Origin of the sequence: Pseudomonas moraviensis (assembly GCF_900105805.1) — a bacterium.
In the GTDB taxonomy this organism is placed as follows: domain Bacteria; phylum Pseudomonadota; class Gammaproteobacteria; order Pseudomonadales; family Pseudomonadaceae; genus Aquipseudomonas; species Aquipseudomonas moraviensis_A.
The window spans coordinates 5,977,965-5,990,871 of record NZ_LT629788.1 but is presented as its reverse complement, the minus strand read 5'-3'; the positions used below and the strand labels follow the sequence as shown (position 1 = coordinate 5,990,871).

11 protein-coding genes are annotated in these 12,907 nt (G+C 61.7%); 7 read left to right on the top strand and 4 right to left on the bottom strand.

Annotation, left to right across the window (positions count from 1 at the left end):
- The first annotated feature begins 11 nt into the window (after positions 1 to 11).
- From BLU71_RS26740 to BLU71_RS26725, 4 genes are all read left to right on the top strand, one after another.
- Positions 12 to 668, top strand: coding sequence for an alginate O-acetyltransferase AlgF (locus BLU71_RS26740; protein WP_042607696.1), 657 nt, complete (start codon positions 12 to 14; stop codon positions 666 to 668).
- Between the two features lie 156 nt (positions 669 to 824).
- A complete protein-coding gene (locus BLU71_RS26735; protein WP_042607695.1) occupies positions 825 to 2,276 on the top strand; it encodes a mannose-1-phosphate guanylyltransferase/mannose-6-phosphate isomerase in 1,452 nt (483 codons plus the stop codon).
- A 265-nt stretch (positions 2,277 to 2,541) separates the two neighbouring features.
- Positions 2,542 to 3,006, top strand: a complete 465-nt coding sequence (locus BLU71_RS26730; protein ID WP_083354258.1) for a multidrug transporter — start codon at positions 2,542 to 2,544, stop codon at positions 3,004 to 3,006.
- A 36-nt stretch (positions 3,007 to 3,042) separates the two neighbouring features.
- On the top strand, positions 3,043 to 3,867 hold the full coding sequence (locus tag BLU71_RS26725; RefSeq protein WP_083354257.1) for an SDR family oxidoreductase: 825 nt from the start codon (positions 3,043 to 3,045) through the stop codon (positions 3,865 to 3,867).
- An 89-nt stretch (positions 3,868 to 3,956) separates the two neighbouring features.
- On the opposite strand, the gene BLU71_RS26720 is transcribed toward BLU71_RS26725, so the two are convergent.
- The 4 genes from BLU71_RS26720 to BLU71_RS26705 all read right to left on the bottom strand — a co-directional run bounded on the left by BLU71_RS26720 (position 3,957) and on the right by BLU71_RS26705 (position 8,905).
- Entirely contained in the window at positions 3,957 to 4,823 is an 867-nt protein-coding gene (locus BLU71_RS26720) for an HlyD family secretion protein (RefSeq protein ID WP_042607692.1), read from the bottom strand.
- A gap of 23 nt (positions 4,824 to 4,846) precedes the next feature.
- Entirely contained in the window at positions 4,847 to 5,047 is a 201-nt protein-coding gene (locus BLU71_RS26715) for a DUF1656 domain-containing protein (protein ID WP_041479478.1), read from the bottom strand.
- Positions 5,037 to 7,229, bottom strand: coding sequence for an FUSC family protein (locus BLU71_RS26710; RefSeq protein ID WP_083354256.1), 2,193 nt, complete (start codon positions 7,227 to 7,229; stop codon positions 5,037 to 5,039). Before BLU71_RS26710 ends, BLU71_RS26715 begins: the two co-directional genes overlap by 11 nt.
- A 176-nt stretch (positions 7,230 to 7,405) precedes the next feature.
- Entirely contained in the window at positions 7,406 to 8,905 is a 1,500-nt protein-coding gene (locus BLU71_RS26705) for an efflux transporter outer membrane subunit (RefSeq protein ID WP_083354255.1), read from the bottom strand.
- Positions 8,906 to 9,184: 279 nt separating this feature from the next.
- Between BLU71_RS26705 and BLU71_RS26700 the strand changes: the two genes are divergently transcribed.
- The 3 genes from BLU71_RS26700 (at position 9,185) to BLU71_RS26690 (ending at position 12,849) form a co-directional block, all read left to right on the top strand.
- Complete coding sequence (locus BLU71_RS26700) at positions 9,185 to 10,153, top strand: LysR family transcriptional regulator (RefSeq protein WP_042607688.1); 969 nt, start codon at positions 9,185 to 9,187, stop codon at positions 10,151 to 10,153.
- 413 nt (positions 10,154 to 10,566) lie between these two features.
- Entirely contained in the window at positions 10,567 to 10,941 is a 375-nt protein-coding gene (locus BLU71_RS26695) for a DUF6124 family protein (protein ID WP_042607687.1), read from the top strand.
- Positions 10,942 to 11,874: 933 nt separating this feature from the next.
- Complete coding sequence (locus BLU71_RS26690) at positions 11,875 to 12,849, top strand: 2-hydroxyacid dehydrogenase (protein ID WP_083354254.1); 975 nt, start codon at positions 11,875 to 11,877, stop codon at positions 12,847 to 12,849.
- Positions 12,850 to 12,907: the final 58 nt, after the last annotated feature.

Sequence of the window (12,907 nt, the reverse complement as noted above, 5' to 3'; positions counted from 1 at the left end):
AGAGGTACACCATGACTTTCACTACTACTCCTCGTCGTCTCGCTAAAAGCTTCGCACTGGTTGCTGGCCTCAGCGTGCTTTCCGTCCCAGCCTTCGCCGGTGGCGATGCTGCACTGTACGGCCCGACCGCGCCGAAAGGCTCGACCTTCGTACGTGTCTACAACGCCAGCAACGCTGAAGTCAGCGCCACTGTCGGCAGCACCAGCCTGAGCGATATCGCGCCACTGGCCAGCAGCGACTTCAGCTTCATGCCGGGCGGCGACTACAGCGCCAAGATCGGCAGCCAGACCCTGCCGGTGAAACTCGCCGGTGACCACTACTACACCCTGGTCAACAACGCTTCCGGCGCGCCACAACTGATCGAAGAACCACCGTTCAAGAACAAGCAGAAATCCCTGGTGCGCGTGCAGAACCTCAGCGACAAGCCGCTGACCCTGAAGACCGCCGACGGCAAGACCGAAGTGGTGCCGAACGTCGCGGCCAAGGGCCGTGGCGAACGTGAAATCAACCCGGTGAAAGTCAGCCTGGCGCTGTACGAAGGCGACAAGAAAGTCGGCGACGTAAAACCGGTCGCGCTGGAGCGTGGTGAGGCAGCCGTGCTGTACGTCACCGGCAACGGCAGCAACCTGTCGCCAGTCTGGGTAAAACGCCCGGTGTCGACTCGCTAACCCTTTTCCCGAACTGACGCAGTAACCCTTGTAGGAGCGAGCCTGCTCGCGAATACGGTCTGACATGCAGCATCAATGTCGACTGAGCCAGCGCTTTCGCGAGCAGGCTCGCTCCCACAGGGCTCTAACCAAATTGATTTTATGGAGTAAAAAACTATGATTCCGGTGATCTTGTCAGGTGGTAGCGGTTCGCGTCTGTGGCCTCTTTCGCGCAAGCAATTCCCCAAGCAATTCCTCGCCCTGACCGGCGAACACACCCTGTTCCAGCAAACCCTCGAGCGCCTGGTGTTCGAAGGTATGGACACGCCGATCGTGGTCTGCAACAAAGAGCACCGTTTCATCGTCAACGAGCAACTGGCCGCCCGCAATCTGGAATGCCAGCGCATCCTGATGGAACCGTTCGGCCGCAACACTTCGCCGGCCGTGGCCCTGACCGCGATGATGCTGGTCAATGAAGGTCGCGACGAACTGATGCTGGTGCTGCCGGCCGACCACGTGCTGGAAGACCAGAAAGCCCTGCAACGCGCCCTGGCCCTGGCCACCGTCGCGGCGGAAAACGGCGAAATGGTCCTGTTCGGCGTGCCGGCGACCAAACCGGAAACCGGCTACGGCTACATCAAGTCCACCGCTGATTCGCTGCTGCCCGAAGGCGTCAGCCGTGTCTCGCACTTCGTCGAAAAACCGGACGTGAAGCGCGCCACCGAGTACGTCGAATCCGGCGGTTACTACTGGAACAGCGGCATGTTCCTGTTCCGCGCCAGCCGCTTCCTCGAAGAACTGAAAAAACACGATCCGGACATCTACGACACCTGCCTGCTGACCCTCGAGCGCAGCCAGCAGGACGCCGACAGCGTCACGTTCGATGAAGCCACCTTCGCTTGCTGCCCGGACAACTCCATCGACTACTCGGTGATGGAAAAGACCCAGCGCGCCTGCGTGGTGCCGCTGACTGCAGGCTGGAGCGATGTCGGTTGCTGGTCGTCGCTATGGGAAGTCAACGAAAAAGACGCCAACGGCAACGTCAGCAAAGGCGACGTGGTGATTCAGGACAGCAAGAACTGCATGATCCACGGCAACGGCAAACTGGTTTCGGTAATCGGTCTGGAAAACATCGTCGTGGTCGAAACCAAGGACGCGATGATGATCGCCCACAAGGACAAGGTCCAGGGCGTCAAGCAGATGGTCAACACGCTCAACGAGCAGGGCCGCAGCGAAACCCAGAACCATTGCGAAGTGTATCGTCCGTGGGGCTCGTATGACTCGGTGGACATGGGCGGGCGTTTCCAGGTCAAGCACATCTCGGTCAAGCCGGGCGCGTGCCTGTCGCTGCAAATGCACCACCACCGCGCCGAACACTGGATCGTGGTCAGCGGCACCGCCGAAGTGACCTGCGACGAGAACGTGTTCCTGCTCACTGAAAACCAGTCGACCTACATCCCGATCGCCTCGGTGCACCGCCTGCGCAACCCGGGCAAGATCCCTCTGGAAATCATCGAAGTGCAATCGGGCAGCTACCTGGGCGAAGACGATATCGAGCGTTTCGAAGATATCTACGGCCGCTCCACCCCGGTCGAGCGCGGCGTCTCGGTGAAAACCATCGCGCAGTAATCGCTCGCTGAAACAAGAAGCCCTCGTCCAGCCCGTTGCGTCCCCTATCCGCAGCGGGCTGGGCGGGGGCTTTTTTTGTCTTGATTCTGTGTAGCCAGAAATGGCCTCTTCGCGAGCAGGCTCGCTCCCACACTTGAAAACTTTCCCTGTGGGAGCGAGCTTGCTCGCGAAGAGGCCCTCTCAGACACCCTTGGTGCCAATGCCCATCGCCAACCTCCCCTGCGCTTAGGTAGGATGCCTCTCTGTCTCTGCGAGGTTATCCGACATGTTCATCGGCATCCTGCTGGTCATCACCTGGTTGATCCTGCTGCTGCGCTATCCGGCCAAGGCCTTGCCGGTTTCGGTGGCGGCGGCAATCGGGCTGGGTTTTGTGGCCATGTGGGTGGTGTGGCTGGACAACCGCGAGATCAAGCAACTCGCGCGCCTGGAACTGCGCATCGCTTACGCTCCCGAACAATGCCCGGCCGACCGTCCGCTGCAATTGAAAATGAACAACCGCAACGACGTGCCGTTGACCGAACTGCGTTGGCGCATCGCTGCCTATGCGCCGGGCGATACGGTCAACCTGGCGGACAATCAATACACAGCCCCGCGTTATCGCGGCCCCGGCGAACTGCAGGCCGGCGCCACGTGGGAGGACTGCTTGCCACTGCCGCCGCTGCGCCCCGGCTATCGCCCGCAAAGCCTGGAGTTTCGCGCCGAGCACTTGCAGGGCAGTTTCTCCGACTGATCTCCTCCACACCTTATTTTGCACAAGGAATGCGCCATGCCCGTTGCGTTGATTACCGGTTGTTCCAGCGGCATCGGCCGCGCCCTTGCCGATGCGTTCAAAGCCGCCGGCTACGAAGTCTGGGCCAGCGCGCGCAAGACGCAAGACGTCGCCGCGCTCAGCGCCGCCGGTTTCATCGCGATCCAGCTGGACGTCAACGATGGCGCCGCGCTGGAACAACTCGCCGAGCGCCTCCACCAGCAACACGGCGGCCTCGATGTATTGATCAACAACGCCGGTTACGGCGCCATGGGGCCGTTGCTCGACGGCGGCGTAGCGGCCATGCAGCGCCAGTTCGAGACCAATGTCTTTTCGATTGTCGGTGTCACCCGCGCGCTGTTTCCGCTGCTGCGTCAGGCCAAAGGTCTGGTGGTGAATATCGGCAGCGTGTCCGGTGTGCTGGTCACGCCATTCGCCGGTGCCTACTGCGCGTCGAAAGCGGCGGTGCATGCGCTGAGCGATGCCCTGCGCATGGAGCTGGCGCCGTTCGGTATCCGCGTGATGGAAGTCCAGCCCGGCGCGATTCAATCGAGTTTTGCCAAAAACGCCGGGCACGAGGCCGAGCAGTTGATCAACGAGCAGTCGCCGTGGTTTCCGCTGCGTGAGGGCATTCGCGCGCGGGCCAAGGCGTCGCAGGATAAGCCGACACCGGCCAATGAGTTTGCCGCCGAGGTGCTCAAGGCTGTGCAGCAGAGCAACCCGCCACGCTTGATCCGCATCGGCAATGGCAGCCGCGCGTTGCCGTTGTTGGCGGCGTTGCTGCCCAAGGGTTTGCTGGAATCGACGTTGATGAAGCGGTTCGGCTTGCGCGCGAAACTCTAGGCAGGGCGGCCCGCTCTCACAGGGATCTTCGGTGCGGCCTGGATTCAGTGTGGGAGCGAGCCTGCTCGCGAAGGGGACGACGCGGTCTGTCAGAGCTTCGCAGCAGTCTGGTTCACCACCACCGTGCAAGTAATCCCTGCCGCCAACAAAACCCCTTCCGGCACCTCATCGATGTGTATCCGCACCGGCACGCGCTGCGCCAGGCGCACCCAGTTGAACGTCGGGTTCACATCGGCGATCAGCTCGCGACTTTCCGGGTTGTCGCGGTCGTAGATGCCGCGTGAAATGCTCTCGACATGGCCCTTGAGCACTTCGCCGCTCATCAATTGCATATCGGCTTCGTCACCGACTTTCACATGCGGCAGTTTGGTCTCTTCGAAGAAGCCGTAAACCCAGAACGAGTTCATATCGACCACAGCCATTTTCGCCTCGCCGATGCGTGCATAGTCGCCGCGATGCACGTTGAGGTTGGTCACGTAGCCGTCCACCGCGGCGCGCACTTCGGTGCGTTTGAGGTTGAGTTCGGCCGCTTCCAGTTGTGCCTGGGCATGTTGGTAGTCAGCCAGCGCGGCGTCGGCGATGTTGCTGGCGTCGTCGCGGTTTTCCTTGGAGATCACCAGGTTGTCGAGGTCGGCGCGGCGGTGGGCGTTGACCTTGCGCATCTCCCAGGTCGACTTGCGCGAGGCAACCAGCGACTGCGCCTGCCTGACCGCGATGCGGTAGTGCTCAGGGTCGATGCGCATCAGCAGATCGCCCTTCTTCACCAACTGATTGTCACGCACCGGCACTTCTACCACTTCGCCAGTGACGTCGGCGGCGACGTTGATGATGTCGGCACGAACGCGGCCATCGCGAGTCCACGGCGTGTTCATGTAGTGCTCCCACAACGTGCGGCCGATCCACAGCGCCAGGGCCAGTACCAGCAGGGTCGCGAGCAGGCTGAAAAACTTTTTCATCGGGGCCTTCTTCAGAGAGAGAGTCAGCGGTAGACAGTCAGCGCCATGGCGCCGAACAGACAGGTAAACAGGCTCAGACGCAGCAGCGCCGGGTGCCAGAAAAAACGGTACAGATCGAACCCCGAGAGAAAGCGGTCCAGCGCCCAGGCCAGCCCCGCAGCGACGAAAAACATCAGGGTCATGGTCGGCATGTACACGCCGTGGAAAGCGATTTCACGAGGCATGGGCAAGTCCTTCGGGCCTGACGGGAGCGAATTCGGCGAGGGGTGATTGCGGGTCGAGCAATGAGGTGCGGATGAAGTGCAGATAGCTTTTCACCCGCCGTAGCGCCGAGGTATCGAAGTGCGGCGCGAACGGTTCATCGGTGGCGGCGACGCGGCTGATGGCATGATCGACCGCCACCAGTGCACGCTCAAGATTGCTCGCGTTCGGCTGCAGGAACAGGCGCACCAGCGCGCGGCCCATCACACGGATTGCCTGGCGCCACGGCTGCGATTCGGCGTACGCCGGATGCACCGGCAGGATCGCCTGCTCCTTGCGCAACTCGATGATCGCGTGACCGACTTCGAGCACCACGAACATCCAGCGCAGCAGACTCTTCTGCACCTTCGGTTGCCCGGCCGCCAGGCCATACGCCTGATGCAACAAGTCGCGGGTGCGGCTCTCGAAACTCGAGGCCAGGCCCTTGAGCTTGCCGCTGATCGCGTAGACCACTTGCCCGCGCAGATCCTGCTCCAGGCGCTGCCATAACCAGCGGCTGTTCGGCGGCAGAATGATCGCCCCGGCGGCGGCACACACGAGCATGCCCATGACCATGGCGATGTAGTCGTTGATGAAGGTGTAAGGGTTGTAAATCGTGAGGTTGTCCGGCACCGAACCGGTGCTGAAAAAAATCAGCAGGCCCAGCCCGACACCGGCGTACTGCGGCCGTGAGGCGAGGAACGAACCGAGCACGATCACCGGTGCGAGCATCACGCAGAGCAAGGGGAAACCGTCGATCCACGGGAAGATGAAAAACATCTCGACGAAGCCGATCAACGCGCCGAGAAAAGTCCCGCAGGCCATCTGAAACGCCATGCGTTTCGGGTTCGGTGTAGCCGCAGACAAACCGACAGTGGCGGCGGCGATCAGGGTCATGGTCGCCCCGCTCGGCCACGCCGTCGCGACCCAGTAACTGCCCAGCACGATCAGGATGAACGAGGCACGGATCCCTGAGGCGGCCGCCGCCCACCAGTTGGTTTGCGGGGTGAACGGCTCGTCCCAGCGTTCACGTTCGTGGCGGTGTTCGGCCAGGGACGCGTGGGTCTGGGCATAACTGTGCAGGTCATCGACGAAGCGGTAGAGCAATTCGTAGGCGGTGTGGAAATCCAGTTGTTCGGCTTCACTCGGATCGCTGCTCTGGAAGATCCCGCGCAGGGTGCGCACCCGTGTCGGCAAGCCTTCCTTGTAGATCGAAAGCGCGGAAGCCAAACGGGCCGCGTCAGGGCTGGTCAGGGCGCGGCCGCTGAAGCCGTCGAGCACTTCGGCCAGATCCTGCAGACCCGGTTTTATTGCCGCCACGACATGTTCCTCGCCATTGCCGCGCAGGCGTTCAAGCAACTGATGCAAGGCGTTGAAGCGCGTGGTGATGCCCATGAACTCGCTGTTCAAACGACTCAGCCGACCGTTGCGCCGGCGCATGTGCGGGTCTTCGAACACGGTCACGCTGCGCAGTCCTTCCAGGCCGACGGCCTCGGCAATGAAGCGCACGTTGCTGGCTTCGAAGGCCTCGGCTTTGCTGCGTCCGCGCAAGCCGTCGGTGACGAACAGGGCGAACACACCGAAGCGCTGATACAAGGCGTTGCGCATCGCTGCGCTGGCGGTCTGCGGCAGAATCGCGGCGCTGATCAGCGTCGCACAGAGAATCCCCAGCGAGATCTCCAGCACCCGCCACACTGCAGCCATGAATGCGCCGTCGGGATGCGCCAGCGCCGGCAATCCGACCATCGCCGCTGTGTAACCGGCAAGGACAAAACCATACGCGCGAAAGTTGCGGCAACGGGCGGCACCGGCCGAGCAGATGCCGACCCAGATCGCCAGCGAGCCGAGAAACAGTTCGGTGTTCTGCGCGAATAAAGCGATCAGCGTGACCATCATCGCCGACCCGGCCAGCGTGCCGAGGAAGCGATAGAAACTCTTGGCGAACACCTGGCCGCTCTGCGGCTGCATGACGATGAACACAGTGATCATCGCCGTGCGCGGTTGCGGCAACTCCAGACGCATCGCCAGCCACAGCGTGAGAAACGCAGCGAGCAAAACTTTGAAGATATACACCCAGGTCACGCCATCGCTGCGTGCCCAGTCGAAGAAACCGCGACGCCATTCCAGGGAGTGGAGCCAGCGTAGAGGTGCGGGCAAGGGAGTCATTGAATCCTGCTCAATAAATGAGGATCGAAGAATTTTTTATGCAGTACACAAAACCTGTGGCGAGGGCGCTTGCTCCCGCTGGGCTGCGCAGCGGCCGCAAAAATCTTGCGAGCGCTGCGCACTCGAGCGGGAGCAAGCTCCCTCGCCACAGGGATCGGCGTAATCCCGAACTGGCTTCACCGCAGGAGCGCCGGGGTTTTCGGGGCTTGGGTCTGCTCGGCCGTCGGCACGTCCTCACCCGCACCGAGGCCACCACCCAGCGCCGTCACCAGTTCGGCATGCGCACTCAACCGCGCGGCCTGCACCTGCTGCTGCACCTGCTGCTGCTTGAACAGCAGCGTTTGCGCATTCAGCACATTGAGGTAATCGGTGAGGCCGCGTTGATAGGCGATCATCGCGATGTCGTAAGTCTTCTGCGCTGCGGCGACGGACTCGGCGGCGAAGTCCTGTTGCTTGTCCATCGACTCGCGGCGGATCAACTGATCGGAAATGTTCTTCAGGGCGTTGATGAGGGTCTGGTTGTAATGCGCCACGGCGATGTCATAACCGGCCGCCGCTTCGCCCAATTCGCCCCGCAGTCGGCCGCCGTCGAAGATCGGCAACGAGATGGCCGGGCCAACGTTGTAGTTGAGTTTCTTGCCGGTCAAAAACTCCAGCGCCCCACCGCCGGTGGCCATGTAGCCGAGGCTGCCGACCAGGTCGACGTTGGGGTAAAAACCGCCGTGGGCAACATCGATGCCGCGTGCCTGCGCCGCCACTTGCCAGCGACTGGCGACCACGTCCGGACGCTGGCCGAGCAGTTCGGCGGGCAACGCCGAGGGCAACTTCAACGGCGCCGCCAAGGACAGCGTCGGCCGTTGCAGCCGCGCACCCGCGCCAGGACCTTTGCCGGCCAGCGCGGCAATCTGGTTGCGGCTCAGGGCGATTTCCTCGTCCAGCGCATCGAGTTGCCGATGGGTTTCGGGCAGCGGCGCTTCGGCCTGGCTGACTTCGAAGTGCGTGCCGATACCGCCGCTGAGGCGTTTCTGCGCCAGATCGAGAATCTGCTGTTGCTGCTTGAGCGTCGCGGCAACGATGTCGCGCTGGGCGTAATGCAGTGACAGTTCGATGTAGGCCCGGACGATGTTGCTCTGCAGCTCCAACTGCGCCAAACGCGCCTCGGCGACGCTGACATGCGCCAGATCCACCGCCCGTTCACTGGCATTGCGCTCGCGGCCCCAGAGGTCGAGGGCGTAGCTGAAGCCCAGCGCGGCGTTGTTGTCCCACGTCGTGGTGTTGGCCAGGTCGCCCGGGCCATAGAACTGATCGGTCGGCCAGTTGTGCCGCTTGAGGGTCGACTGGCCGTTGATCTGCAACGCCTCGGCCGCTTCGGCAACACCGGCCATCGCTTTCGCCTGACGCACACGCGCGGCGGCCATGGCCATGCTCGGGCTGCCTTGCACGGCGAGGTCGATCCAGCGATTGAGTTGCGCATCACCAAACGCCTGCCACCAATGGGCGGTGGGCCAGTGGGCGTCTTTGGCGGCCTCGGCAATGGCCGCGTCAGTGGCCAGTGAATCGGCCTCCAGCGCCTCGCCGTGTGGGGCAATGCCTTGGGTAGAGATGCAGCCGCCGAGAGCCAGGGTTAAAGCCAGAACACTGAGCGGCAAAAGCGCTCTGTTGATGCGACGCGGCACAGCTGCGAATTCCTGAGAAAAGGATCAATCGAGGGACTTGTGCAGGAGCTGCCGAAGGCTGCGAGCTTTTGATCTTGCTTCCCTTAAAACAAAATCTACAGATCGCAGCCTTCGGCAGCTCCTACCCAGGGACCGGCGCAATTCTATGGAGGTGCCTCTGCGGCGATAAGCTGGGATTTCTGTGAATCTTTGTTACGGTTAACGAGATAATCCCTTGGTCGGGGGTCTCAGCCCCTGAAACTTCGTGTCACAATTTGCCATCTCCCTTGAGAGCACCCCATGGACACTTTGCAAAACATGCGCGCCTTTAGTTGTGTTGCCGAAGCGGGCAGCTTCACCGCCGCCGCCGTGCAATTGGACACCACCACCGCCAACGTCTCGCGCGCGGTCTCCAACCTGGAAGCCCACCTGCAAACCCGCCTGCTCAACCGTACGACCCGGCGCATCGCCCTGACCGAGGCCGGCAAACGCTACCTGCTGCGCTGCGAGCAGATCCTCGCCTACGTTGAAGAAGCCGAAGCGGAAGCCAGCGACGCCCACGCGCGCCCGGCCGGCCAGCTGAAAGTGCACACCATGACCGGCATCGGCCAGCACTTCGTCATCGACGCCATCGCCCGCTACCGCAAGACCCACCCCGACGTGACCTTCGACCTGACTCTGGCCAACCGCGTGCCGGATCTGCTCGACGAGGGCTACGACGTCTCGATCGTCCTCGCCAGTGAACTGCCCGATTCCGGCTTCGTTTCTCAGCGCCTGGGTATCACCTACAGCATCGTCTGCGCCTCGCCGGCCTACGTGAAAGCCAACGGCGCCGCGCAGAAACCCAGCGACCTGCTCAACCACGCCTGCCTGCGCCTGGTCAGCCCGGTGATTCCGCTGGAGAAATGGACCTTCGACGGCCCGGACGGTCAGGAAATGGTCACGATCAACAGCTCACCGTTTCTGGTGAACTCCGCCGACGCCATGAAAACCGCGATCACCAGCGGCATGGGCGTTGGCGTGCTGCCGGTGTATGCGGCGATCGAAGGTTTGCGTAACGGCACACTGGTGCGGGTGATGCCGAACTACCGCTCCCAGGAACTCAACCTCTACGCGATCTACCCGTCGCGGCAGTACCTGGATGCGAAGATCAAGACCTGGGTGGAATATTTGCGTGGATCGTTGCCGGAGATATTGGCGGCGCATCAGGCGGAATTGGTCGCGTACGAATTGAGCGGGAGCCTGGCTGGCGCGCGCGTCGCCACCTGACTTTAAACACCGCTGACTTCATGTAGGAGCTGACGAGTGCAACGAGGCTGCGATCTTTTGATTTTGCTGTTTAAAAATCAACGGATCGCAGCCTACGGCAGCTCCTACATGGACGCGTTTACAAGGAAGTTTCCGACAGGTTTTGCAGGTTGTCCGTCGGAAGTGCGCTGGCTAGGATTTGGTTGTCGCTGACGAATCAGCGACCGGGTCTGGAAAACCCGCAGGATCACAGCGCATGACATAATGCCGCGCTCTTTCAGCGCCGGTAATCAGTTATGGCGGCTGTACGTGGGAGACCTTCGGGTCTGCCGGGTTTGATCCTTTGCCGGTTTTTCCAGTCCGCGTACAGCTGCCACCCCTTTCGCCTGGAAAACGAAAAATGGCAGCTCCATTAATCCAAAAGGATCTTTGCCATGTTCAAACCCACACCCAATCCCCCCGAATCCGAAAGCACCTCCCCCTACCAATCCCCCGACTCGAAAAAACTCCACGGCGCCGCCGAGCGTGCGCTGGATCACTACCTCAAACCGTCCGCCAGCACGCAGCAAAACCACAAACCCAGCACCATGTTCCAGGTCGCCCCGGACCAGGACAACGAAAGCCTGCTGGCCCACGCCTGTGAATCCCTCGCCTCGGCCAGCATCATGAGCAGCGACATCGCCGCCCACGTCGACAGCCCACAACGGCACACGATATTGGCTATCCAACAAGTAATCATGCTGGCGGAACTGGCGGTGAATCGGGTGCTGGATAATTACGAAATCCACCAGCCCCCGTCACGCAGCTGACCTTCTGGGAGCGAGCCCGACCGCGAGGGCTTCGGCACATTCAACATTCTAGGTGTCAGATAAACCGCTTTCGCGAGCAGGCTCGCTCCCACAGTTTGAATCGAGTACATCAGCGAGAAACAGGTCGGCTGTCCGGCCGCCATCGCTGGCTAGCCAGCCCCCACAGGAAAGCAAAAGCAAGATCAAAAGATCGCAGCCTTCGGCAGCTCCTACCGCTGGATCGCGTGAACTCGATAGTAATTTGTTGACTAGCGGGCCGCCATCGCGAGCAGGCTCGCTCCCACAGTTTGAATCGAGTACATCAGCGAGAAACAGGTCGGCTGTCAGGCCGCCATCGCTGGCTAGCCAGCCCCCACAGGAAAGCAAAAGCAAGATCAAAAGATCGCAGCCTTCGGCAGCTCCTACCGCTGGATCGCGTGAACTCGATAGTAATTTGTTGACTAGCGGGCCGCCATCGCGAGCAGGCTCACTCCTACAAAAGCAAAAGCAAAGCAGCGCAGCTGCCCGCGGCGAAGCCGCCCCACTCAACAATGAGCGTTAGCTCGAGTGCTTTTGATCTTGATCCACGGGCGACTTCGGAAGGCTGAGTGGAGGGATTGATCCGGGGGTGGGAGCGAAGCGACCGTTTGGCGCAGCCAAACACAGCGAGTGTAGGTGCAGCGAAGCAAACCGGAGCCGCTGCGCCCGGATCGATCCCGCAGCGAAGGAACCCGAGCCTGCGAGGGCCGAACGCAGGAGCAAGCCTTTTGGGTTACCTTTTTGGCGTTTGAAAAAGGTGACCCGCCGTAAGGGCGGAACCGTAATCAGCAACACCCGCAGAAACGGATATACACCCAAACCACCCAAGGCATGGTCGGCCCAGAGGCCGCCAAGACAACCCGAGCGAGAAAATGTTAGCGTGCTTGCAATCAAGCCCCGACGAGCCCAAGCCCAATGAAAAAAACAGTCCTGGCCTTCAGCCGCATCACCCCGCCCATGATCGAACGCCTGCAAGACGAATTCGACGTCATCGTCCCCAACCCCAAGACCGGTGACATCAACGCCCAGTTCAACGAAGCCCTGCCCCACGCCCACGGCCTCATTGGCGTCGGTCGCAAACTCGGCCGCGCGCAACTGGAATCCGCGACCAAACTCGAAGTGGTCTCCAGCGTCTCCGTCGGCTACGACAACTACGACCTCGACTACTTCAACGAACGCGGGATCATGCTCACCAACACCCCCGACGTGCTCACCGAAAGCACCGCCGACCTCGCCTTTGCGCTGATCATGAGCAGCGCCCGCCGCGTTGCCGAACTCGACGCCTGGACCAAGGCCGGCCAATGGCAAGCCAGTGTCGGCGCGCCGCTGTTCGGCAGTGATGTGCACGGCAAGACCCTCGGCATTGTCGGCATGGGCAACATCGGCGCCGCCGTCGCCCGCCGTGGCCGCTTCGGCTTCAACATGCCGATCATCTACAGCGGCAACAGCCGCAAGAGCGAACTGGAACAGGAACTCGGCGCGCAGTTCCGCAGCCTCGATCAACTGCTCGCCGAAGCCGACTTCGTCTGCCTGGTAGTACCGCTCAGCGACAAGACCCGCCACCTGATCAGCCATCGCGAGCTGGCGCTGATGAAGCCGAGTGCAATCCTGGTCAACATCTCTCGCGGCCCGGTGGTTAACGAACCGGCGCTGATCGAAGCCCTGCAAAACAACCGCATCCGCGGTGCCGGGCTGGACGTCTACGAGAAAGAACCGCTGGCCGAATCGCCGCTGTTCCAGCTGAAAAACGCCGTCACCCTGCCGCACATCGGCTCGGCCACCACCGAGACCCGTGAAGCGATGGCCAATCGCGCATTGGCCAACTTGCGCAGCGCGCTGCTCGGCGAACGGCCGCAGGATCTGGTCAACCCCCAAGTCTGGCGCGGCTGAAAAAAGGGGCCAGCGTACTGTTGCGCTGGCCCTTGATTCATTCTCCCTACATAACTTG

Coding starts and splice junctions, on each gene's coding strand:
- BLU71_RS26740 (WP_042607696.1), top strand. CDS start 12: ATGACTTTCACTACTACTCCTCGTCGTCTCGCTAAAAGCTTCGCACTG.
- BLU71_RS26735 (WP_042607695.1), top strand. CDS start 825: ATGATTCCGGTGATCTTGTCAGGTGGTAGCGGTTCGCGTCTGTGGCCT.
- BLU71_RS26730 (WP_083354258.1), top strand. CDS start 2,542: ATGTTCATCGGCATCCTGCTGGTCATCACCTGGTTGATCCTGCTGCTG.
- BLU71_RS26725 (WP_083354257.1), top strand. CDS start 3,043: ATGCCCGTTGCGTTGATTACCGGTTGTTCCAGCGGCATCGGCCGCGCC.
- BLU71_RS26720 (WP_042607692.1), bottom strand. CDS start 4,823: ATGAAAAAGTTTTTCAGCCTGCTCGCGACCCTGCTGGTACTGGCCCTG.
- BLU71_RS26715 (WP_041479478.1), bottom strand. CDS start 5,047: ATGCCTCGTGAAATCGCTTTCCACGGCGTGTACATGCCGACCATGACC.
- BLU71_RS26710 (WP_083354256.1), bottom strand. CDS start 7,229: ATGACTCCCTTGCCCGCACCTCTACGCTGGCTCCACTCCCTGGAATGG.
- BLU71_RS26700 (WP_042607688.1), top strand. CDS start 9,185: ATGGACACTTTGCAAAACATGCGCGCCTTTAGTTGTGTTGCCGAAGCG.
- BLU71_RS26695 (WP_042607687.1), top strand. CDS start 10,567: ATGTTCAAACCCACACCCAATCCCCCCGAATCCGAAAGCACCTCCCCC.
- BLU71_RS26690 (WP_083354254.1), top strand. CDS start 11,875: ATGAAAAAAACAGTCCTGGCCTTCAGCCGCATCACCCCGCCCATGATC.